The following is a 20,952-nucleotide window of genomic DNA, read 5'->3' as shown; positions in this document are numbered from 1 at the left end:
TACCGAACCGTTGTCGTGTTGATCACTTCGTACGACGTCGCAGGTGCGCTCGGGTGCGATCGCGTGGGCGCGGAGCGGGGCCTTCCGGGACGAGGCGGGGACCCCATGACCGACACCCCCCGATTCGACCTGCCCCCGAAAGCCCCGCCGGAGATCGTCGACGCACGCCAGGCGCTGGCCGAGCGGGTGTGTCGGGAACTGCGGCTCGTCGGTTTTCCCGTGTCCCGACGTGACCTCACCGGCGACCGGAACGTCCTGCCCGGCGTGGACGTACACGTGACGCCCTTCGTCGACGGCGGCGTGTACGCGAACTGGCACACGGACGCGGAGCTGAGCGGCCCCGCGCTCGACCTCTTCGCGCAAGGCATCGACTACGCGAACCCGCCCCCGGCCGTCCGCCACTTCCACACGGTGCTCAACCAGATGCAGGCGGCCCTCATGGGGATCCTCGCCTCGGCCGGATTCGAGGTCGAGGAACCGGACGGACACGGGCACGGAAGCATGGTCCTGGTGACGGGATTCCAGCCCCGATCCGCCCGACCCGACCCGACCCGGCCCGGCCCGACCCAGGAAACGCGACGGAGTGAGCTGACGACGTGAGCTACAGCCTGTACCTGTGCCGGTTCGCCGGCGGGGAACCCACCCCGATGGACGAGACCGCGATACGCGACGTGCTCGACCCCGTCACCCTGGGTGGCACGGCGGCCGCCGGTTCCCCGGAGTTCCGGGAGCTCGAAGCCGGGGACGGCGGAACGGCGGACGTCCACGGTGACGCACGCGGGCTCACGTTCCATCGCTTCTCCCCCGGCCGCGTCCTCGACCTCGTCGCCGAACTCGCCCGCCGGACCGGCGCGGTGGTCATCCCGGGCGACGGTCCGGCGATCATGACGGACGAGGCCCACCGCAGGCACCTCCCGGAGGGCTTCCGGGCGGAGGCGATCGTGGTCCCGCCGCCGGCCCTGACCGGGCAGGCCATCTCGCTGGCCATCTCCCCGCAGCCGGAACCACGCCGGCGCCCCGTCCTTCCCCAGTTCCCGTACCACCCGAACCCCGTGGCCACCGGTTCCGTGACCGCCTCCGACGAGCCCTGCGCGTGCTGCGGGCAGGAACGCGGCTGGGTGTACACCGGTCCCGTCCACGCCGCCGACGCCCCGGACACCGGTATCTGCCCGTACTGCATCGCCTTCGGAACCGCCGCCGAACGCTACGACGCCTGCTTCGCCGACACCGTCGAGGGCGACGTGCCCCAGGGCGTCGTCATGGAAATCCTCGAACGCACACCGGGGTTCACCGCCTGGCAGTCCCCGAACTGGCTGACCCACTGCGGCGACGGCGCCGCCTTCCTCGGCCCCGCCGGGACCAAGGAACTCAGGGCGTATCCGGACGCCGTCGACCACCTCCGCCGGCAGTGCGCCGAGTGGACGTGGCCGCCCGGCCGGGTCGAGGACTTCCTCGGCTCCCTCGACAAGGACGGCGGGCCGACCGCGTACCTCTTCCGGTGCCGGGTCTGCGAGACCCACCTCGCCTACGCGGACTTCACCTGAGCCTGAAGAGGCCGCTCACGGCAGAACGTGACCGACCCCACCCACCACCCCGTTCAAACTCCGTTAACAATGGACTGTGATCTCTCCGGTCTCCCCGATGCCCCGGAGCGCCCACCGGCACAAGCCGGAGGCGACTCCCTACGTCGACCTCACCCGAGCCGAGTGGAGCGCGCTGCGCGACAAGACGCCGCTGCCGCTCACCGCCGAGGAGGTCGAGAAGCTGCGCGGCCTCGGTGATGTCATCGACCTCGACGAGGTGCGTGACATCTACCTCCCGCTGTCCAGACTCCTCAATCTCTACGTCGGCGCCACGGACGCCCTCAGAGGCGCCCTGAACACCTTCCTGGGCGAACAGGGCTCCCAGTCCGGCACCCCGTTCGTCATAGGCGTCGCCGGCTCCGTCGCCGTAGGGAAGTCGACCGTCGCCCGGCTCCTCCAGGCGCTCCTCTCCCGCTGGCCCGAGCATCCACGCGTCGAGCTGGTCACCACCGACGGGTTCCTGCTGCCCACACGGGAGCTGGAGGCGCGCGGGCTGATGTCGCGGAAAGGTTTCCCCGAGTCGTACGACCGCCGGGCCCTGACCCGCTTCGTCGCCGACATCAAGGCCGGCAAAGGCGAGGTCACCGCGCCCGTCTACTCCCACCTCATCTACGACATCGTCCCTGACCAGCGGCTCACCGTCCGCCGCCCCGACATCCTCATCGTCGAGGGGCTCAACGTGCTCCAGCCCGCGCTCCCCGGCAAGGACGGCCGCACCCGCGTCGGTCTCGCCGACTACTTCGACTTCAGTGTGTACGTCGACGCGAGCGCCGAGGACATCGAGCGCTGGTATCTGAACCGGTTCCGCAAGCTGCGCGCCACCGCGTTCCAGAACCCCGACTCGTACTTCCGCAAGTACACCCAGGTCTCCGAGGACGAGGCCGTCGACTACGCCCGCACCCTCTGGCGCACCATCAACAAGCCCAACCTGGTGGAGAACATCGCCCCCACCCGCGGCCGCGCCGCCCTCGTCATCCGCAAGGGCACCGACCACAAGGTCCAACGGCTCAGCCTGCGCAAGCTGTAGCCGCCGTAGCCCCGCCGAGGGAGCCTGTTAAAAAGGCGTCATGCTGCATCTGCGCCTCATCACCCCCGCCGGCAAGACCGACGACGTGGTCCGACTGATCGAGTCGACGGTCGGTACCACGCACCTCGTCGTCATGACCGGCGCCGCCCGCGACCCCGTCGGCGATGTCGTCATGTGCGATGTCGCCCGCGAGGCCGGTGACGAACTCATCGGCGCGCTAAGGGAGTTGGAGCTGGACCGGATCGGTTCCATCGCCGTCGAGAACATCGACCTGTCGCTGTCGGACCGGGCCGACAAGGCGGAGGAGGACGCACCCGGCGAAGGCGCGGACGCGGTGCTGTGGGAGCACCTCGCCGACGCCACGCACGAGGAGTCCACCCTCACCGTCACCTACGTCGCGTTCCTGGCCGTCGCCACGATGCTCGCGGCCTGCGGTGTGATGCTGGACAACGCGATCCTGATCGTGGGCGCGATGGCCGTGGGACCGGAGTTCGGGCCGCTCGCCGGGATCTCCACGGCGCTGGTGCGGAAGGCTCCGCAGCTGGTGTGGCGGTCGCTGTGGGCACTGCTCGCCGGGTTCGCCGCGGCCATGGTCCTTACGGCGGGCTTCAGTTGGCTGCTGGACACCCTCGGGCTCTTCGAGCGGTCCATGGTGGAGGCCCCGCGGCCCAACACCGCCTTCATCTGGAAGCCCGACTGGATGTCCTTCGTCGTGGCCTTCCTGGCCGGCATCGCGGGCACCCTGTCCCTGACGTCCGCCAAGTCCGGTGCCCTGATCGGCGTGGCGATCTCGGTGACGACGGTCCCGGCCGCCGCGAACGCCGCCGTCGCCTTCAGCTACCGCGACTACTCCCAGACGTGGGGCTCCACTTGGCAGCTCCTCGCCAACCTGGGCGGCATCGTCCTGGCGGGCACGCTCACCCTGCTCGCCCAGAAGTGGTTCTGGGCGATGCAGCGCGAGCGCACCACTCAACTCACCTGACCGGACGCCGGCTTCACGACGGCATCCGCCCAAGTCACCTACCCGAGCGCCGACTTCACGGCGTCCGCCAGCCGCCCCGCCACCGACCGAGCCTGGTCGATGTCGGCGGCCTCCACCATCACCCGCACCAGCGGCTCGGTACCGGAAGGACGCAGCAACACCCGCCCCGTAGAACCGAGTTCACGCTCTGCCTCCGCAACCGCGGCGGCCAGGTCGGCAGACGTACCCACCCGCGTCCGGTCCACATCCGGCACGTTGATGAGCACCTGCGGCAGCCGCGTCATCACGGCCGCGAGGTCCTTGAGCGTACGACCCGTGTCGGCGACCCGCGCCGCCAGCATCAGGCCGGTCAGCGTGCCGTCGCCGGTGGTCGCGTGGTCCAGGATGATGACGTGGCCGGACTGCTCGCCGCCCAGCGCGTAGCCGTGCTCCTTCATCTCCTCCAGGACGTAGCGGTCGCCGACCGCGGTCTGGACGAGCGTCAGGCCCTCGCGCTCCATGGCCAGTTTGAAGCCGAGGTTCGACATGACGGTCGCGACGACGGTGTCGGAGCGCAGTGCGGAACGCTCCCGCATCGCCAGCGCGATCACGGCCATGATCTGATCCCCGTCGACCTCTTCACCGGTGTGGTCCACGGCCAGGCAGCGGTCGGCGTCACCGTCGTGCGCGATGCCGAAGTCGGCGGCGTGCTCGACGACGGCGGCCTTGAGCAGACCGAGGTGGGTCGAGCCGCAACCGTCGTTGATGTTCAGCCCGTTGGGGTCCGCGCCGATCGTGATGACCTCGGCGCCGGCCAGCGAAAAGGCCTCCGGGGAGACCCGGGCAGCGGCGCCGTGCGCCTCGTCGAGGACGATCTTCAGCCCGTCGAGCCGGTTCGGGAGCACGCCGATGAGATGGGCGACGTACTGGTCGAACCCCTCGTTGTAGTGCCGGACCCGGCCGACGCCCGAGCCGGTCGGGCGGTCCCAGGGGGCGCCGGTGCGGTGCTCGTCGTAGACCTTCTCGATCCGCTCCTCCAGCTCGTCGTCGAGCTTGTGCCCGCCGCGCGCGAGGAACTTCAGACCGTTGTCGGGCATCGCGTTGTGGCTGGCGGAGAGCATCACACCGAGGTCGGCGCCCAGCACACCGGTGAGATACGCCACCGCGGGGGTGGGCAGCACACCGACGAGCAGTACGTCCACTCCCGAGCTGGCGAGGCCAGCGACCACGGCGGCCTCCAGGAACTCCCCGGACGCGCGCGGGTCCCGCCCCACCACGGCCGTCGCCCGGTGGCCTGCGAAGGTGCCCGCCTCGGCCAGTACGTGAGCCGCCGCGACGGAGAGCCCGAGAGCCATCTCGGCCGTCAGATCCACGTTGGCGACACCGCGCACGCCGTCCGTGCCGAAGAGTCGTCCCACTTGTCCTCCTGAGGAAGGCGAAAATCCTGCAAGGCAAAAGTCCTGCATGCCAGGCATACGATGCCTGATCATCCGATCACACAAGCCTTTGAGCGTCTTGTGCCGTTATACGCCCCCGGCTGTGATAAACGAACGCCCCGGCGGCACGAGTGGCGTGCCGCCGGGGCGTTCGGAGTACAGACCGCAGGCGCGATTTAGCGCTTGCTGTACTGCGGGGCCTTGCGGGCCTTCTTGAGACCGGCCTTCTTGCGCTCGACCGCGCGGTCGTCGCGACGGAGGTAACCGGCCTTCTTGAGGGCGGCGCGGTTGTTGTCCACGTCGGCCTCGTTCAGCGCGCGGGCCACGCCGAGGCGCAGGGCGCCGGCCTGACCGGAGACGCCGCCACCCGAGATGCGGGCGATGACGTCGTAGCGGCCGTCCAGCTCGAGCACCTTGAAGGGCTCGTTGACTTCCTGCTGGTGGACCTTGTTCGGGAAGTAGTCCTCGAGCGTGCGCCCGTTGACCTTCCACTTGCCGGTGCCGGGCACGATGCGAACGCGCGCGATGGCGTTCTTGCGGCGGCCCAGGCCGGCGGCCGGCTGCGGGTCGCCGAAGCGGCCGGCGAGCGACTCCGAGGTGTACTCGCCCTCGACGGGCACCTCGGACTCGGTGGTGTAGCTCTCGATGTCGACGAGCTCGGTCTCGGTCTCTTCGACCGGCTGCTCAACGGTGGTCTCGGCCACGGTTCTCCTCAGATTCTTTTCTGTCTTAGGGGGTGTGGCCGGAACTACTGCGCGACCTGGGTGATCTCGAACGGCACCGGCTGCTGGGCAGCGTGCGGGTGCTGGTCGCCCGAGTAGACCTTCAGCTTGCTGATCATCTGACGGCCCAGGGTGTTCTTGGGGATCATGCCCTTGATGGCCTTCTCGACGGCCTTCTCGGGGTTCTTCGCCAGCAGCTCGTCGTAGCGGACGGAGCGCAGACCACCCGGGTAACCGGAGTGGCGGTACGCCAGCTTCTGGGTCTTCTTGTTGCCGGACAGGTGAACCTTGTCGGCGTTGATGATGATGACGAAGTCGCCCATGTCCATGTGCGGGGCATAGGTCGGCTTGTGCTTGCCACGGAGGAGGTTCGCGGCAGTGGTAGCCAGACGGCCCAGGACGATGTCCTGCGCGTCAATGACGTGCCACTGGCGAGTCACATCGCCGGGCTTGGGGCTGTACGTACGCACTTCGCAGCCTTCTTCTTCAGTGGATGGGTGCTGACACATGGCATCACTGAAGCGATCGTGCAGCTGGGGACGACAATGGCCGGGGACGATGCCCGTATGCCGCCCACTGGAAACTGCTCCAGGGAACCTACGTAAGGACTTCTCGCCTGACAGCGACCAAGCCGATACGCATAACAAACCGTAAGAGTACCCGCGCCGCCCCGGACGGGTCAAAACGCGCTGAGACCCGTCTACGCCAGCAACGGAAAGCGACGACGAAAACACTTAACGCGACATCCCCAACGTCAGTTGCCACAGGCCTCATTGAGGCGCACCGGCACCCCCGTCCCCCCGTCTAGGATGCGACCCATGAGCTTCGGACAGGGGGGACCCCAGTCCCAGTGGGATCCCTGGAAACCCAATTCGCAGCAGCCGTGGGGCGGCAACGTCGACGACGAGACCCCCGACTGGGCCGCGCTCGCCGACCAGGCGGAGACACGCAACAGGCGCAAGAGACTGCTCCTGATAGGCGGCGGCGCGCTCGCGACGGTGGCCGTCGGGACGGCCGTCGCCATGGCCGTCATGTCCGCGAACGACGACACGAGCGCGTCGGGCCAGCCCACCAACCTGCCCGCGAGCGCCTCCGTGTCCAGCGCCGACGCCACCTCGCCGTCCTTCGCGCCGACCAGCGCGCCCCCGCCGCTGGACCCCAAGGAGTTCATCTCCAGCAAGGCGAAGGACACGGCACCGCTCAGCCCCGCGACCCTCTTCCCGGGCACCCAGCTGACGGTCGTCTCGACGGTGTACAAGAAGGGCCCGACGGCCGACACCACGAACTGCACCTCGGTCGCCTCGGGCACCCTCCCCAAGGTCCTCACCGCGAACGGCTGCACCCGCCTCATGCGGGTCACGTACACCAAGGACAACATCGCGGTCACGGTCGGTGTGGCCCTCTTCGACACCGAGGCACAGGCGACGAAGGCCAAGGCCCAGGCGGACGACAAGAGCGCCGTCAAGTCCCTGTCCGGCAAGGGCGTCAAGGCCTTCTGCGACGGCTCGATCTGCCGTACGACGACCAACGCCTACGGCCGCTACGCCTACTTCACGGTCGCCGGCTTCACCAACGCCACGGATGTGACGACGAAGGACACCCAGGTCTTCGCGATCGGCGACGACCTGGGCAAGTTCGCCTTCGACCAGATCCGCGCCCGCGGCGAGGCCCAGGCTTCGGCGGCGGCCCAGCAGTAACCGGGATACGGGTTCGGCACCCCCGTGCAGGTGGGCGCGGCGCCCCCTTGATCCACTTCACCCCGGGGCTTCGATATGGTCGGCCGCACGCGCCGTGAGGCGCATGGCCAACCAGTCAACCTGCACGAACACGGGGTTCACGCATGAAGTTCCGCAAGAGCATCACCGCTTCGATCATGGCAGCCGGCGTCGCCCTGACGCTGGCCACCGCCGGGACGGCGTCCGCGTCGACGTACTACGCGTTCACCGGCGGCAAGGCCCAGTTCACGTCCAAGGGCGAGATCCTCAAGGTCTGGGACACCAAGGCGGGCAGGACCGGCATCCTGGTCTTCGTCGAGGACGAGTCCGCGAAGAACCCGACGCTGGACACGTGCGCCGTCCTGGGCAAGGGCAAGACGAAGACCTGCAACATGAGCTTCAAGAACGGCCACAAGCTCAAGATCGACGCCTACTCGTACACGAAGCTGAACAACCCCGACACGTACAAGCTCGTCGCCAGCTGGACGGACAAGGCGTAACCGACGTAGAGGGACCCGGAGTTGGGCCCGCGGGCCCAACTCCTCAGTGCACAGTGCCCCGTACCCGCCGCGCCAGCAACTGCCGCTCCGCCAACAGCCCGTCCGCCGGATAAGCGACTTCCTCCAGGGTCAGCCCATGCGGCCGCACAACATGCACGGCACTGTCCCGCACCCCGGCGTCCAGCACCTTCCGCGGCCACTCAGCCCCCCGGTGCCCATCGCCAACGAACACCAACGCGCCCACCATGGACCGCACTTGGTTATGACAGAAGGCGTCGGCCCGAACCTCGATCTCGACGACACCATCAGCGCGCCGCGTCACCCCGAAGTCGAAAATCTCCCGAACGGTCGACGCGCCCTCGCGCTTCTTCGCATAAGCGGCGAAGTCATGCTCCCCCACAAGGGACTTGGCGGCGGCGTCCATCACCTCGACGTCCAACTCCCAGTCGTGCCACAGCACATGACTCCGCAGCAACGGATCGACACCCCCCGCCCGGTCCCCCACCCGGTACACATAACGCCGCCACAAGGCCGCGAACCGCGCGTTGAAGCCCTCAGGAGCCTCCGCCACGCTCCACACCCGCACGTCCTTCGGCAACCGCCCCGCAAGCCGCTTCAGCAGCTTCTCCCGGTGCTCCGCCCACAACTCCCCCGGCAGATCGACATGCGCCACCTGCCCCCGGGCATGCACCCCGGCATCGGTCCGCCCGGCCACGGTCAGGTCGTACGCCACCGCCCCCGACCGAGTCACCGTCCGCAGAGCATCCTCGACCTCCCCCTGCACGGTCCGCCGCCCCCCGGCCTGCTTGGCCCACCCGGAGAACGCGGTCCCGTCGTAGGAGAGGTCGAGTCGTACGCGGACGTAACCAGGCTGAACTTCGTCAATCACCCCTGGATCCTTTCAGGTACACAAAAGCGGGCCCGTCCCTAGAAAGGAACGGACCCGCCAACACGCCCGCTTTTAGGGGCGCGGGGAACTGCGCGACCAGCCACGACGGCGCGGCAGCCAAAGAACGGTGTTACGCGTCCTTCGACTCCTCGTCAGCCTCAACCGGCTTCGCGTCCTCAACGACCTCAACCGGAGCCGCAGCCTCGGTGTCCTTCGCCGCACGCTTGGTCGCGGCCTCAGCCTCACCGGTCGCAGCCTGCGCGACGGTCAGGGCCTCGACCAGCTCGATGACAGCCATGGGCGCGTTGTCGCCACGACGGTTACCGATCTTGGTGATACGGGTGTAGCCACCGGGACGGTTCTCGTAGCGCGGGCCGATCTCGGTGAAGAGCGTGTGGACGACGCTCTTGTCCGTGATCACCTGAAGCACCTGACGGCGGTTGTGAAGGTCGCCCTTCTTGCCCTTGGTGATCAGACGCTCGGCGTACGGCCGCAGCTTGCGGGCCTTCGCCTCGGTGGTGGTGATACGGCCGTGCTCGAAGAGCGACTTCGCGAGGTTCGCGAGGAGCAGCTTCTCGTGCGCGGCACTGCCGCCCAGACGGGCACCCTTGGTGGGCTTCGGCATTTCTTTCTCCTTGGTATCTGCCCCGGCCGTATCAGGTACCGGGGTCAGGACCCGGCGAGCGGACGCTCACCGGCAACAACCGATCAGTACTGCTCGGTCTCCACGAAACCCGCGTCCACGTCGTCGTCGGCGCCAAAGGCGTCGGCGGCTGCGGTCGGGTCGAATCCGGGCGGGCTGTCCTTCAGGGCCAGGCCCATACCGGCCAGCTTCGCCTTGACCTCGTCGATGGACTTCGCACCGAAGTTGCGGATGTCCAGGAGGTCGGCCTCGGAACGAGCCACGAGCTCACCCACGGAGTGGATGCCCTCGCGCTTGAGGCAGTTGTACGACCGAACGGTGAGCTCGAGCTCCTCGATCGGCAGGGCGAGATCAGCGGCAAGGGCGGCGTCCGTCGGGGACGGGCCCATGTCGATGCCCTCGGCGTCGATGTTCAGCTCGCGGGCGAGACCGAACAGCTCGACCAGGGTCTTACCGGCGGACGCCATGGCGTCGCGCGGCCGCATGGCCTGCTTCGTCTCGACGTCGACGATGAGCTTGTCGAAGTCGGTCCGCTGCTCGACACGCGTGGCCTCGACCTTGTACGTGACCTTCAGCACCGGGCTGTAGATGGAGTCGACCGGGATACGGCCGATCTCCTGGCCCACCTGCTTGTTCTGCACGGCGGAGACGTAACCGCGGCCACGCTCGACCGTGAGCTCCATCTCCAGCTTGCCCTTGCCGTTGAGCGTGGCGAGGACGAGGTCGGGGTTGTGCACCTCGACACCGGCCGGGGGCGCGATGTCGGCGGCGGTGACCAGACCCGGACCCTGCTTGCGCAGGTACATCACGACCGGCTCGTCGTGCTCCGAGGAGACGACCAGCTGCTTGATGTTGAGGATCAGGTCGGTGACGTCCTCCTTGACGCCCGGCACGGTGGTGAACTCGTGCAGAACGCCGTCGATCCGGATGCTGGTGACAGCGGCACCGGGGATCGAGGAGAGGAGCGTACGACGCAGGGAGTTGCCGAGGGTGTAGCCGAAGCCCGGCTCCAGCGGCTCGATCACGAACCGGGAGCGGAATTCGTCAACGACCTCTTCGGTCAGAGACGGGCGCTGAGCGATCAGCATGTGATGAATCCTTCAGTCATGGACACCCACTATTTGATGTCCGACTCACCGGGCGGTAGCCCGATATGTGTTGCTGCTGCAAGGGTACGGGCGGCACGCCACCGAAGTGCCATACCGCCCGAAACCCAAGACAACCGTACGTCCGACGAAAAGTCAGACGCGGCGGCGCTTCGGCGGACGGCAGCCGTTGTGCGGGGTGGGGGTGACGTCCTGGATGGAGCCGACCTCAAGACCGGTCGCCTGAAGCGAACGGATGGCCGTCTCGCGACCCGACCCCGGGCCCTTCACGAAGACGTCGACCTTGCGCATGCCGTGCTCCTGCGCGCGACGGGCGGCCGACTCGGCGGCCATCTGCGCGGCGAAGGGGGTGGACTTGCGCGAGCCCTTGAAGCCGACGTGGCCGGCGGAGGCCCAGGAGATCACGTTGCCCGAGGGGTCCGTGATCGAGACGATCGTGTTGTTGAACGTGCTCTTGATGTGCGCGTGGCCGTGAGCGACGTTCTTCTTTTCCTTGCGGCGCACCTTCTTGGCAGCGCCCTGACGACCCTTGGGGGGCATCTATTACTCCTACGGGGAGGTGGTCGGTCCTACAGCGAAGACCGCTGGTGAAGCGTTGTCCGCTGCGGACTACTTCTTGCCCGGCTTCTTCTTGCCGGCGATGGCGCGACGCGGACCCTTGCGGGTACGAGCGTTCGTGCTGGTGCGCTGACCGCGAACGGGCAGACCACGACGGTGACGGAGACCCTGGTAGCAACCGATCTCCACCTTGCGGCGGATGTCGGCCTGGATCTCGCGACGGAGGTCACCCTCGGTCTTGATGTTGGCGTCGACGTACTCACGAATCGCGACGAGCTGCTCTTCCGAGAGGTCGCGAACGCGGGTGTTGGGGTCGATGCCGGTCTCGGCCAGCGTCAGCTGGGAAAGGGTCCGACCAATGCCGAACACGTAGGTGAGGGCGACCTCCACGCGCTTTTCGCGCGGGATGTCGACACCGGAAACGCGTGCCATTCAATGGCTCCAGTTGATCTTCGGAGGTCTTCCGCAGAACCGGATCCCAGCCGCCGGCCTCTTCCGCGGAAGATTTGGTACGGCGTGGGTCCCCAGCCTCCGAGCCGGGGGTGTCGGGCGCCTACTACGCCCGGGTCCTGCGTATGAACATGTATTGCTCGCGTCGCGCGAAACTCTGCGAAAGATGCAGAGGGAAGGTCCTGCGTCAGCCCTGGCGCTGCTTGTGGCGCGGGTTCTCGCAAATGACCATGACCCGACCGTGACGGCGGATCACCCTGCACTTGTCGCAGATCTTCTTGACGCTCGGCTTGACCTTCATTGGTGAGGTTCTCCGGGTCAGTTGCCTTCGGCGCCGCTTGCGCGGAACCTGGGCAAGATCTACTTGTAGCGGTAGACGATCCGGCCACGCGTCAGGTCGTACGGAGACAGCTCCACCACGACCCGGTCGTCAGGGAGGATGCGGATGTAGTGCATACGCATCTTGCCGCTGATGTGTGCCAGGACCTGGTGGCCGTTCTGGAGCTCCACCTTGAACATGGCGTTCGGGAGAGACTCGACGACAGTGCCTTCGATCTCGATGGCACCTTGCTTCTTGGCCACGCTTCGCCCTTCGAATCGACTACCTTGATCGACTCAGTGCGTCCCCTTACGGGGTGCATGCGGACATGCGGCTGCACGAGAGCCGACGAGTCAGTCTACGTCAGGCCACTCGGAAAGACGAATCGAGGAAGGATGCCCCGGAGCGGAGATCACTAAGCACGCGGAGGGCTTTTTAGGGGCGCGGGGAACTGCGCGACCAGCCCCCACCGGGCCGTCAGACAAAGAACTACGCGAGCGGATCCGGCGCAGCCGTGATCCCATACTCAGCCAACTTCGCCTTACCACCATCAGGAGCCGTCAGCACAAGCGGCCCCTCCTCGGTCAAAGCCACCGAGTGCTCCCAGTGCGAGGACCAGGTCCCGTCCGTCGTGATGACCGTCCAGTCGTCGGAAAGCACCTCGGTCTTAGGGGTACCCAGGGACACCATGGGCTCGATGGCGAGGCAGAACCCCGGCACCAGCTTCGGCCCCTTGCCCCGCCGCTTCTCGACGTAGTTCAACAGGTGCGGATCCATGTGCATCTCGGTACCGATGCCATGACCGCCGTAGTCCTCGACGATCCCGTACTTGCCGCCACCCGGCTTCGGCTGCCGGCGGATGTACGTCTCGATGGCACGGGAGATGTCGACGAGCCGGTTCCCCAGCTTCATCGCGGCGATCCCGGCCCACATCGACCCCTCGGTCACCCGCGACAGCTCAAGCAGCTCCGGGGAGTGACCCGAGCCCACGAACGCCGTGTACGCCGCGTCCCCGTGCCAGCCGTCGATGATCGCGCCGCAGTCGATGGAGATGATGTCGCCGTCCTTCAGCACCACTTCCTCGGAGGGGATGCCGTGGACGACGACCTCGTTCACCGAGGTGCAGATCGTCGCGGGGAAGCCGCCGTAGCCGAGGAAGTTCGGCTTCGCGTTGTGGTCCGCGAGGACCTTGCGGGCGACCTCGTCCAGATCCTTCGTGCTCGCGCCGGGCACCGCGGCCTCGCGCGTGGCCGCGTGGATCGCGGCGACGACCAGCCCCGCCTCGCGCATCTTGGCGATCTGCTCGGGGGTCTTGATCTGCACCATGGGGGCCTGCGCTCTCCGTCTTCCGCGACACAAAAGAATGGCCGTACACAAAAGCCGTACACAAAAATAGCTGTACACAACAGTACGACCGCGGCACCCCTGCGGGCACCGCGGCCGGATCTGCCTGACGACTACTTGTCGTCCTCGTCCTCGTTCTCGCGCTTCAGCGCGTCCAGCGCCCGCTGCGTGATCTCCTCCACCGGACCGAGCGACGAGATCGTGACCACCAGGCCCTGGAGCTTGTAGTAGTCGATGATCGGCTCGGTCTGCGTGTGGTAGACCTCCAGGCGCGTGCGGACCGTGTCCTCGGAGTCGTCGTCGCGCTGGTAGAGCTCGCCGCCGCAGACGTCACACACGCCGTCCTGCTTCGCCGGGCTGTACGTCACGTGGAAGACGTGGCTGGAGTCCTTCCGGCAGATGCGGCGGCCGGCGATGCGCTTGACCACCTCTTCCTCGGAGACCTCCAGGTCGAGGACCGCGTCCAGCTTGATGCCCTCGGTCTTCAGCAGCTCGTCCAGCGCCTCGGCCTGCGACACATTGCGCGGAAAGCCGTCCAGCAGAAAGCCGTTGACGGCGTCCGGCTGCTCCATGCGGTCCTTGGCCATCGCGATGGTGACCTCGTCCGGGACCAGGTTGCCCGCGTCCATGTAGGACTTCGCCAGTTTGCCGAGTTCCGTGGCCTGACTGATGTTGGCACGGAAGAGGTCGCCCGTGGAGATGTGCGGGATGTGCAGCGTCTTGGCGAGGCGCACAGCCTGCGTTCCCTTACCGGCACCCGGCGGCCCGACGAGGACGATTCGCATCAGCGGAGGAACCCTTCGTAATTGCGCTGCTGGAGCTGGCTCTCGATCTGCTTCACCGTCTCGAGACCGACACCCACGATGATCAGGATGCTGGTCCCGCCGAACGGGAAGTTGCCGCTTGCGTTGAAACCGACCAACGCCATCGTCGGTACGAGAGCGATCAGACCCAGATACAGCGAACCCGGCCAGGTGATCCGGTTGAGTACGTAACTCAGGTACTCAGCGGTGGGCCGGCCAGCCCGGATGCCCGGGATGAAGCCACCATACTTCTTCATGTTGTCCGCGACTTCCTCGGGGTTGAACGAGATAGCCACGTAGAAGAAGGCGAAGAAAACGATCAGCAGGAAGTAGCTGACCAGGTAGATCGGGTGGTCGCCCTTGGTCAGGTTGGTCTCGATCCAGGTCTTCCAGCCGGACGTGCCACCGGAGAACTGAGCGACCAGGGCCGGGATGTAGAGCAGCGACGACGCGAAGATGACCGGAATCACACCGGCCTGATTGACCTTCAGCGGGATGTAGGTCGACGTACCGCCGTAGGAACGGCGGCCGATCATGCGCTTCGCGTACTGGACCGGGATGCGGCGCTGGGCCTGCTCGACGAAGACCACGAGGCCTACCATCACCAGGCCGACGAGGATGACGGTGCCGAACTCGATCCAGCCGCCGGCCAGCGTGCCCTGCTTCTTGATGGCCCACAGCGCGGACGGGAAGGTCGCGGCGATCGAGATGAACATGAGGATCGACATGCCGTTGCCGATGCCGCGGTCGGTGATGAGCTCGCCGAGCCACATCACGACGCAGGTGCCGGCGGTCATGCAGACGACCATGGTGATGGTGGTGAAGATCGACTGGTCCGGGACGATCTGATTCGCCGTCGGGCAGCCCGAGAAGAGGGCGCCGCTGCGGGCGGTGGCCACCAGACCGGTGCCCTGGAGGATGGCGAGCGCCACGGTCAGATAACGCGTGTACTGCGTGATCTTCGCCGTACCGGCCTGCCCCTCCTTCTTGAGGGCTTCCAGACGCGGGATCACCACGGTCAGCAGCTGCAGAATGATGCTCGCCGTGATGTACGGCATGATGCCGAGCGCGAAGATCGTGATCTGGAGCAGCGCGCCACCGCTGAACATGTTGACCAGACCGAACAGACCCTGGTTGCCGCTCGAGACGTCGATACAGGTCTGGACGCTCTTGTAATCGACGCCTGGGATCGGGACGTGCGTACCGACGCGGTACACCACGATGATCGCGAGCGTGAAGAGCAGCTTCTTGCGCAGGTCGGGTGTCCTGAACGCCCGGGCGAACGCGGTGAGCACGGTGCCTCCTGCGACCCCCGCGTGTGCGCGCGTGAGGTGACGACTAAGTGTGGTTGATGGCCTGTGGAACGAGATTACGGCATGCCAAGACGACGCTGGGTACCAGCCGCACAGCCTACCTACATCAACGCCCCTAGGGGATACCGATCGAACGTCCCATGAGTCACGACTACTGAAAAAACGGCCGGGGTCGACCCTCGCGAGAGGGCCAACCCCGGCCGCTGATGCTGACGTTGGTCAGACTCGGTCCGACATATCAGACGAGCTCGGTGACCGTACCGCCCGCGGCAGTGATCTTCTCCTTGGCGGAACCGGAGACGGCGTCCACCGTCACCTGAAGCGCCACGGAGATCTCGCCCTGGCCGAGGACCTTGACGAGGCTGTTCTTGCGAACCGCACCGTTGGCGACGAGACCCTCTACGGTGACCTCGCCACCCTCCGGGTACAGGGACGCCAGCTTGTCGAGGTTCACGACCTGGTACTCGGTCTTGAACGGGTTGCGGAAGCCCTTGAGCTTCGGAAGACGCATGTGGAGGGGCATCTGGCCACCCTCGAAGCGCTCCGGAACCTGGTAACGGGCCTTCGTACCCTTGGTTCCACGACCGGCCGTCTTACCCTTCGACGCCTCACCACGACCCACACGGGTCTTGGCGGTCTTGGCGCCCGGGGCGGGACGGAGGTTGTGGATCTTGAGCGGGTTGTTCTCCGCCATGATCAGTCGACCTCCTCAACCGTCACGAGGTGGCGGACGGTGTGCACCATTCCGCGGAACTCGGGGCGGTCCTCCTTGACGACCACGGTGTTGATCCCCTTGAGACCAAGCGACCGCAGCGTGTCACGGTGGTTCTGCTTGCTGCCGATGTACGACTTCGTCTGCGTGACCTTGAGGCGAGCCATTACGCACCCGCCCCGGCACGTGCACGAAGGAGAGCCGCGGGAGCGACGTCCTCGAGGGGCAGACCGCGGCGGGCCGCGATCTCCTCGGGACGCTGCAGGCCCTTGAGGGCCGCCACGGTCGCGTGCACGATGTTGATCGCGTTGGACGAACCGAGCGACTTCGACAGGATGTCGTGAACGCCGGCGCACTCCAGGACAGCACGCACCGGGCCACCGGCGATAACGCCGGTACCGGGGGAAGCAGGCTTGAGCAGGACGACGCCCGCGGCCTTCTCGCCCGTGATCGGGTGCGGGATGGTGCCCTGGATACGGGGGACCTTGAAGAAGTGCTTCTTGGCCTCTTCAACACCCTTGGCGATCGCGGCCGGCACCTCCTTGGCCTTGCCGTAACCGACACCGACGGTGCCATCGCCATCGCCCACTACGACGAGCGCAGTGAAGCTGAAGCGACGACCACCCTTGACAACCTTGGCGACGCGGTTGATCGCGACTACGCGCTCAACGTACGCGGTCTTCTCGGCGGCAGCAGCGCCGCCGTCACGGCCCTTCCGGTCCCGCCGCTCGCCGCCACCGGCACCGCTTCCACGGCGCTGGGGTCCAGCCATTGGATTACCTCTCTCTTTCCGCTAGCTACGGAAGCGACTAGAACTTCAGTCCGGCTTCGCGGGCGGCGTCCGCCAGGGCGGCGATGCGCCCCGCGTACTGATTGCCACCGCGGTCGAATACGACAGCCTCGACGCCGGCGGCCTTGGCGCGCTCGGCGACCAGGGCGCCGACCGACTTGGCCTGCGCGGACTTGTCGCTCTCGCCGCCGCGGATCGAGGTGTCCAGGGTCGACGCCGACGCCAGGGTGTGACCCTTGATGTCGTCGATGACCTGGGCCACGATGTGGCGGTTGGAGCGGGTCACGACCAGGCGCGGACGCTCAGCCGTACCGGAGATGTGCTTCCGGATGCGGATGTGACGACGCTTGATGGCAGCACGCTTGTAAGCGTCGCCCTTAGCGATCTTCGTACCGTATGCCATGGCTTACTTACCCGCCTTTCCGACCTTGCGCCGGATGACTTCGCCCTCGTACTTGACGCCCTTGGCCTTGTACGGGTCGGGCTTGCGCAGCTTGCGGATGTTCGCCGCAACCTCGCCGACCTTCTGCTTGTCGATGCCCTCGACCGAGAAGTGCGTCGGGTTCTCGACCTTGAACGAGATGCCCTCGGGCGCCTCGACGGTGATCGAGTGGCTGTAGCCGAGCGCGAACTCGAGGTTCGAGCCCTTGGCCGCAACGCGGTAACCGACACCACTGATTTCGAGCTTCTTCACGTAACCCTCGGTCACGCCGGTGATCATGTTCGCCACCAGCGTGCGGGACAGGCCGTGCAAGGCCTTGTTCTGACGCTCGTCGTTGGGGCGGGTGACGCTGAGCACGCCGTCCTCACCCTTGGCGATGTCGATCGGCGCTGCGACGGTGTGGGTCAGCGAGCCCTTGGGGCCCTTGACCAAGACCGTACGGCCGTCGATGGTGACGTCCACGCCGGCGGGAACCGTGATGGGGAGCTTGCCAATACGCGACATAGCTTCTTCCGATTCCTTTCCGCTACCAGACGTAGGCGAGAACTTCTCCGCCTACGCCCTTCTTGCCGGCCTGCTTGTCGGTGAGGAGACCGTGCGACGTGGAGATGATCGCCACGCCGAGGCCACCGAGCACCTTGGGCAGGGAGGTGGACTTCGCGTAAACCCGGAGACCGGGCTTGGAGATCCGCTTGATGCCCGCGATGGAGCGCTCACGGTTCGGGCCGAACTTCAGCTCGAGAACGAGGTTCTTGCCGACCTCGGCGTCCTCGACCTTCCAGCCCGTGATGAAGCCCTCCTGCTGGAGGATCTCCGCGATGTGCGACTTGATCTTCGATGCCGGCATCGTCACTGAGTCGTGGTATGCCGAGTTCGCGTTCCGCAGACGCGTAAGCATGTCTGCGATCGGATCAGTCATGGTCATGAATTGGCCTTCGGCCTCTCTCGCCGGGGTTTCCTGGTGCGCCATCCCTCTCCCTGAACCGAGACGGGGCGGGTGCGGCGCGGTGGACCTACGGCGTAGTAAGTCGTATGGGCGGCAATCAGGCGCCCAACCCTCCCAGCCTACGCCATGGAGGGGTGGGCACCTGACCGTGCCCTTTGCTTACCGAGAGCTTCGGGAATCCGGAACTACCGGACTACCAGGAGCTCTTGGTCACGCCCGGCAGCTCGCCACGGTGAGCCATCTCACGAAGGCACACGCGGCAGAGGCCGAACTTGCGGTACACGGAGTGCGGACGGCCGCAGCGCTGGCAGCGCGTGTAGCCACGTACTCCGAACTTGGGCTTACGAGCAGCCTTGGCAATCAGAGCCTTCTTCGCCATCTCGCTTACGCCTCCTTGAAGGGGAAGCCGAGGTGACGGAGAAGGGCACGGCCTTCGGCGTCGTTGGTCGCCGTGGTCACCACGGTGATGTCCATACCCCGGACGCGGTCGATCTTGTCCTGGTCGATCTCGTGGAACATGACCTGCTCGGTGAGACCGAAGGTGTAGTTGCCACGACCGTCGAACTGCTTGGGAGACAGACCACGGAAGTCGCGGATGCGCGGAAGCGCGAGCGACAGGGTGCGGTCCAGGAACTCCCACATGCGGTCGCCACGGAGCGTGACGTGGGCACCGATCGGCTGACCCTCGCGCAGCTTGAACTGCGCGATGGACTTGCGGGCCTTGGTGATGGCCGGCTTCTGACCGGTGATCGTGGTCAGGTCACGGACGGCACCGTCCATGAGCTTGGAGTCACGGGCGGCGTCGCCGACACCCATGTTCACCACGATCTTGACGAGGCCGGGGATCTGCATGACGTTCTCGTAGGAGAACTCCTCACGCAGCTTGCCCGTGATCTCCTCGCGGTACTTCGTCTTGAGACGCGGAGTGGTGGTGGTAGTCATCAGATGTCCTCACCCGTCCGCTTGGCAACGCGAACCTTGTTGCCCTCGTCGTCGAAGCGGTAGCCGACACGCGTGACGACCTTGTTGCCGTCCTTCTCAACGACCAGCTGGACGTTGGAGACGTGGATCGGCGCCTCGGTCGTGACGATGCCACCGGCCTGCGAACCCTTGGCGGTGGGGCCGGCCTTGGTGTGCTTCTTGACCCGGTTCACACCCTCGACCAGGACGCGCTCGTCGCGCGGGTAAGCGGCAATGACCTTGCCCTGCTTGCCCTTGTCCTTGCCGGTGATGACCTGAACCGTGTCACCCTTCTTGATCTTCATGCTTACAGCACCTCCGGAGCCAGCGAGATGATCTTCATGAACTTCTTCTCGCGCAGCTCGCGCCCGACCGGGCCGAAGATGCGGGTGCCGCGAGGGTCGCCGTCGTTCTTCAGAATGACGGCGGCGTTCTCGTCGAAGCGGATGTACGAGCCGTCCGGACGACGGCGCTCCTTCACGGTGCGAACGATGACGGCCTTGACGACGTCACCCTTCTTCACGTTGCCACCGGGGATCGCGTCCTTGACGGTGGCGACGATGACGTCACCGATGCCCGCGTAGCGGCGACCGGAGCCACCGAGCACACGGATGCAAAGGATTTCCTTCGCACCAGTGTTGTCGGCGACGCGCAGTCGCGACTCCTGCTGGATCACGTCTATCTCCTGATCGTCTGCCGGTTCCCCAAGGGCCGTTCAGTGAACGGCCCTTGGAGCCTGGCGGAACTGTCCTGCGGGTAACCCCGCAGGCCGTTTTCATTGGAATTCCCTTGCGGGAATTACCTACTTGGCCTTCTCGAGGATCTCGACGATGCGCCAGCGCTTCGTCGCGGACAGCGGACGCGTCTCCATGAGGAGGACGCGGTCGCCGACGCCAGCGGCGTTCTGCTCGTCGTGGGCCTTGAGCTTGTTCGTACGGCGGATGACCTTGCCGTACAGCGCGTGCTTCACGCGGTCCTCGACGGCGACGACGACGGTCTTGTCCATCTTGTCGCTGACGACGAGACCCTCACGGGTCTTGCGGAAGCCGCGGCTCGCGGTCTGCTCTTCAGTCACGTTGCTCTCGCTCATCAGGCGCTCTCCACCGTCTCGATGCCCAGCTCGCGCTCACGCATCAGGGTGTAGATCCGCGCGATGTCCTTCCGGACGGCCTTGAGCCGACCGTGGTTCTCGAGCTGACCGGTCGCCGCCTGGAAGCGGAGGTTGAACAGCTCTTCCTTGGCTTCGCGGAGCTTCGCGAGAAGCTCCTCGTCACCCAGTTCGCGCAGCTCGGACGCCTTGGTACCGGCCGACATCACGCTTCACCTGCCTCGCGCTTGACGATCCGGCACTTCATCGGCAGCTTGTGCGCTGCGCGAGTGAGGGCCTCACGGGCGATCTTCTCGTTGGGGTAGGACAGCTCGAACATGACCCGGCCCGGGTGCACGTTCGCGATCCACCACTCGGGAGAACCCTTACCGGAACCCATGCGGGTCTCGGCAGGCTTCTTCGTGAGCGGGCGGTCCGGGTAGATGTTGATCCAGACCTTGCCGCCACGCTTGATGTGGCGGGTCATCGCGATACGGGCGGCCTCGATCTGGCGGTTCGTCACGTACGCCGGCGTGAGGGCCTGAATGCCGTACTCGCCGAACGAAACCTGCGTACCGCCCTTGGCCTGACCACGACGCTTGGGGTGGTGCTGCTTGCGGTGCTTGACCCTACGGGGGATCAGCAT

General features: G+C 66.4%; 32 protein-coding genes. 6 read left to right on the top strand and 26 right to left on the bottom strand.

The window, feature by feature from the left end; all coding sequences use genetic code 11:
• Positions 1 to 105 precede the first annotated feature (105 nt).
• The 4 genes from ACNFOC_RS18265 (at position 106) to ACNFOC_RS18250 (ending at position 3,592) form a co-directional block, all read left to right on the top strand.
• Positions 106 to 600 carry a hypothetical protein gene (locus ACNFOC_RS18265; protein ID WP_416960148.1) on the top strand — a complete coding sequence of 165 codons (495 nt, stop codon included), beginning with the start codon at positions 106 to 108 and terminating at the stop codon, positions 598 to 600.
• Positions 597 to 1,544, top strand: coding sequence for a CbrC family protein (locus ACNFOC_RS18260; RefSeq protein WP_416960147.1), 948 nt, complete (start codon positions 597 to 599; stop codon positions 1,542 to 1,544). Before ACNFOC_RS18265 ends, ACNFOC_RS18260 begins: the two co-directional genes overlap by 4 nt.
• A gap of 97 nt (positions 1,545 to 1,641) precedes the next feature.
• Positions 1,642 to 2,610, top strand: a complete 969-nt coding sequence (gene coaA / locus ACNFOC_RS18255) for a type I pantothenate kinase (RefSeq protein WP_416960146.1) — start codon at positions 1,642 to 1,644, stop codon at positions 2,608 to 2,610.
• Positions 2,611 to 2,650: 40 nt separating this feature from the next.
• A complete protein-coding gene (locus tag ACNFOC_RS18250; RefSeq protein WP_416960145.1) occupies positions 2,651 to 3,592 on the top strand; it encodes a DUF389 domain-containing protein in 942 nt (313 codons plus the stop codon).
• Between the two features lie 38 nt (positions 3,593 to 3,630).
• Here ACNFOC_RS18250 and glmM read toward each other — a convergent pair whose 3' ends face one another.
• From glmM to rplM, 3 genes are all read right to left on the bottom strand, one after another.
• Positions 3,631 to 4,989, bottom strand: coding sequence for a phosphoglucosamine mutase (glmM, locus tag ACNFOC_RS18245; RefSeq protein WP_416960144.1), 1,359 nt, complete (start codon positions 4,987 to 4,989; stop codon positions 3,631 to 3,633).
• A gap of 194 nt (positions 4,990 to 5,183) precedes the next feature.
• Positions 5,184 to 5,711 carry a 30S ribosomal protein S9 gene (gene rpsI, locus ACNFOC_RS18240; RefSeq protein ID WP_043676862.1) on the bottom strand — a complete coding sequence of 176 codons (528 nt, stop codon included), beginning with the start codon at positions 5,709 to 5,711 and terminating at the stop codon, positions 5,184 to 5,186.
• A gap of 44 nt (positions 5,712 to 5,755) precedes the next feature.
• The gene (gene rplM / locus ACNFOC_RS18235; RefSeq protein WP_013001400.1) at positions 5,756 to 6,199 is read right to left on the bottom strand and encodes a 50S ribosomal protein L13; all 444 of its coding nucleotides are present in this window, start codon (positions 6,197 to 6,199) and stop codon (positions 5,756 to 5,758) included.
• Positions 6,200 to 6,547: 348 nt separating this feature from the next.
• Between rplM and ACNFOC_RS18230 the strand changes: the two genes are divergently transcribed.
• Positions 6,548 to 7,426 carry a hypothetical protein gene (locus ACNFOC_RS18230; protein ID WP_416960143.1) on the top strand — a complete coding sequence of 293 codons (879 nt, stop codon included), beginning with the start codon at positions 6,548 to 6,550 and terminating at the stop codon, positions 7,424 to 7,426.
• A gap of 143 nt (positions 7,427 to 7,569) precedes the next feature.
• Entirely contained in the window at positions 7,570 to 7,944 is a 375-nt protein-coding gene (locus ACNFOC_RS18225; RefSeq protein ID WP_416960142.1) for a hypothetical protein, read from the top strand.
• 43 nt (positions 7,945 to 7,987) lie between these two features.
• On the opposite strand, the gene truA is transcribed toward ACNFOC_RS18225, so the two are convergent.
• From truA to rplP, 23 genes are all read right to left on the bottom strand, one after another.
• Positions 7,988 to 8,833, bottom strand: coding sequence for a tRNA pseudouridine(38-40) synthase TruA (gene truA, locus ACNFOC_RS18220; protein ID WP_416960141.1), 846 nt, complete (start codon positions 8,831 to 8,833; stop codon positions 7,988 to 7,990).
• 130 nt (positions 8,834 to 8,963) lie between these two features.
• Positions 8,964 to 9,458 carry a 50S ribosomal protein L17 gene (gene rplQ, locus ACNFOC_RS18215; RefSeq protein ID WP_416960140.1) on the bottom strand — a complete coding sequence of 165 codons (495 nt, stop codon included), beginning with the start codon at positions 9,456 to 9,458 and terminating at the stop codon, positions 8,964 to 8,966.
• An 83-nt stretch (positions 9,459 to 9,541) separates the two neighbouring features.
• Positions 9,542 to 10,564 (bottom strand): DNA-directed RNA polymerase subunit alpha, encoded by a 1,023-nt coding sequence (locus ACNFOC_RS18210; protein ID WP_019055532.1) that lies wholly within the window; start codon positions 10,562 to 10,564, stop codon positions 9,542 to 9,544.
• A 153-nt stretch (positions 10,565 to 10,717) separates the two neighbouring features.
• Complete coding sequence (gene rpsK / locus ACNFOC_RS18205) at positions 10,718 to 11,122, bottom strand: 30S ribosomal protein S11 (RefSeq protein WP_003956432.1); 405 nt, start codon at positions 11,120 to 11,122, stop codon at positions 10,718 to 10,720.
• 69 nt (positions 11,123 to 11,191) lie between these two features.
• A complete protein-coding gene (gene rpsM / locus ACNFOC_RS18200; RefSeq protein ID WP_019055531.1) occupies positions 11,192 to 11,572 on the bottom strand; it encodes a 30S ribosomal protein S13 in 381 nt (126 codons plus the stop codon).
• A gap of 205 nt (positions 11,573 to 11,777) precedes the next feature.
• The gene (gene rpmJ, locus ACNFOC_RS18195; RefSeq protein ID WP_003998809.1) at positions 11,778 to 11,891 is read right to left on the bottom strand and encodes a 50S ribosomal protein L36; all 114 of its coding nucleotides are present in this window, start codon (positions 11,889 to 11,891) and stop codon (positions 11,778 to 11,780) included.
• 59 nt (positions 11,892 to 11,950) lie between these two features.
• Positions 11,951 to 12,172 carry a translation initiation factor IF-1 gene (infA, locus tag ACNFOC_RS18190; protein ID WP_003948620.1) on the bottom strand — a complete coding sequence of 74 codons (222 nt, stop codon included), beginning with the start codon at positions 12,170 to 12,172 and terminating at the stop codon, positions 11,951 to 11,953.
• Between the two features lie 226 nt (positions 12,173 to 12,398).
• Entirely contained in the window at positions 12,399 to 13,235 is an 837-nt protein-coding gene (map, locus tag ACNFOC_RS18185) for a type I methionyl aminopeptidase (RefSeq protein WP_406123170.1), read from the bottom strand.
• Between the two features lie 131 nt (positions 13,236 to 13,366).
• On the bottom strand, positions 13,367 to 14,038 hold the full coding sequence (locus ACNFOC_RS18180) for an adenylate kinase (RefSeq protein ID WP_416960139.1): 672 nt from the start codon (positions 14,036 to 14,038) through the stop codon (positions 13,367 to 13,369).
• On the bottom strand, positions 14,038 to 15,351 hold the full coding sequence (secY, locus tag ACNFOC_RS18175; RefSeq protein ID WP_416960138.1) for a preprotein translocase subunit SecY: 1,314 nt from the start codon (positions 15,349 to 15,351) through the stop codon (positions 14,038 to 14,040). The genes ACNFOC_RS18180 and secY overlap by 1 nt, the downstream gene beginning before the upstream one ends.
• Positions 15,352 to 15,607: 256 nt before the next feature.
• Complete coding sequence (gene rplO / locus ACNFOC_RS18170; RefSeq protein ID WP_043676833.1) at positions 15,608 to 16,063, bottom strand: 50S ribosomal protein L15; 456 nt, start codon at positions 16,061 to 16,063, stop codon at positions 15,608 to 15,610.
• A gap of 2 nt (positions 16,064 to 16,065) precedes the next feature.
• Positions 16,066 to 16,248: a 50S ribosomal protein L30 gene (gene rpmD, locus ACNFOC_RS18165; RefSeq protein WP_006376032.1), complete on the bottom strand. Its 183-nt coding sequence runs from the start codon at positions 16,246 to 16,248 to the stop codon at positions 16,066 to 16,068.
• The gene (gene rpsE, locus ACNFOC_RS18160; protein ID WP_006376045.1) at positions 16,248 to 16,853 is read right to left on the bottom strand and encodes a 30S ribosomal protein S5; all 606 of its coding nucleotides are present in this window, start codon (positions 16,851 to 16,853) and stop codon (positions 16,248 to 16,250) included. The genes rpmD and rpsE overlap by 1 nt, the downstream gene beginning before the upstream one ends.
• A 37-nt stretch (positions 16,854 to 16,890) precedes the next feature.
• Entirely contained in the window at positions 16,891 to 17,274 is a 384-nt protein-coding gene (gene rplR / locus ACNFOC_RS18155; RefSeq protein ID WP_019055526.1) for a 50S ribosomal protein L18, read from the bottom strand.
• 3 nt (positions 17,275 to 17,277) lie between these two features.
• Positions 17,278 to 17,817: a 50S ribosomal protein L6 gene (gene rplF, locus ACNFOC_RS18150; RefSeq protein ID WP_266769348.1), complete on the bottom strand. Its 540-nt coding sequence runs from the start codon at positions 17,815 to 17,817 to the stop codon at positions 17,278 to 17,280.
• A gap of 22 nt (positions 17,818 to 17,839) precedes the next feature.
• A complete protein-coding gene (rpsH, locus tag ACNFOC_RS18145; RefSeq protein ID WP_013001411.1) occupies positions 17,840 to 18,238 on the bottom strand; it encodes a 30S ribosomal protein S8 in 399 nt (132 codons plus the stop codon).
• Positions 18,239 to 18,452: 214 nt separating this feature from the next.
• Positions 18,453 to 18,638, bottom strand: a complete 186-nt coding sequence (locus ACNFOC_RS18140) for a type Z 30S ribosomal protein S14 (protein WP_003948630.1) — start codon at positions 18,636 to 18,638, stop codon at positions 18,453 to 18,455.
• Between the two features lie 5 nt (positions 18,639 to 18,643).
• Positions 18,644 to 19,201 (bottom strand): 50S ribosomal protein L5, encoded by a 558-nt coding sequence (rplE, locus tag ACNFOC_RS18135; RefSeq protein ID WP_406123178.1) that lies wholly within the window; start codon positions 19,199 to 19,201, stop codon positions 18,644 to 18,646.
• On the bottom strand, positions 19,201 to 19,524 hold the full coding sequence (gene rplX, locus ACNFOC_RS18130) for a 50S ribosomal protein L24 (RefSeq protein ID WP_019072281.1): 324 nt from the start codon (positions 19,522 to 19,524) through the stop codon (positions 19,201 to 19,203). Before rplX ends, rplE begins: the two co-directional genes overlap by 1 nt.
• A 2-nt stretch (positions 19,525 to 19,526) precedes the next feature.
• Positions 19,527 to 19,895: a 50S ribosomal protein L14 gene (gene rplN, locus ACNFOC_RS18125; protein ID WP_003998823.1), complete on the bottom strand. Its 369-nt coding sequence runs from the start codon at positions 19,893 to 19,895 to the stop codon at positions 19,527 to 19,529.
• Between the two features lie 126 nt (positions 19,896 to 20,021).
• Positions 20,022 to 20,309: a 30S ribosomal protein S17 gene (rpsQ, locus tag ACNFOC_RS18120; protein WP_019072282.1), complete on the bottom strand. Its 288-nt coding sequence runs from the start codon at positions 20,307 to 20,309 to the stop codon at positions 20,022 to 20,024.
• A complete protein-coding gene (gene rpmC, locus ACNFOC_RS18115; protein ID WP_003998824.1) occupies positions 20,309 to 20,533 on the bottom strand; it encodes a 50S ribosomal protein L29 in 225 nt (74 codons plus the stop codon). The genes rpsQ and rpmC overlap by 1 nt, the downstream gene beginning before the upstream one ends.
• Positions 20,533 to 20,952 (bottom strand): 50S ribosomal protein L16, encoded by a 420-nt coding sequence (gene rplP / locus ACNFOC_RS18110; RefSeq protein ID WP_010986348.1) that lies wholly within the window; start codon positions 20,950 to 20,952, stop codon positions 20,533 to 20,535. The genes rpmC and rplP overlap by 1 nt, the downstream gene beginning before the upstream one ends.

The sequence above is a fragment of the Streptomyces colwelliae genome (assembly GCF_048158785.1).
GTDB lineage: Bacteria > Actinomycetota > Actinomycetes > Streptomycetales > Streptomycetaceae > Streptomyces.
Note: the sequence above shows the minus strand (reverse complement) of the source record. Positions and strands in the feature narration are given on the sequence as shown.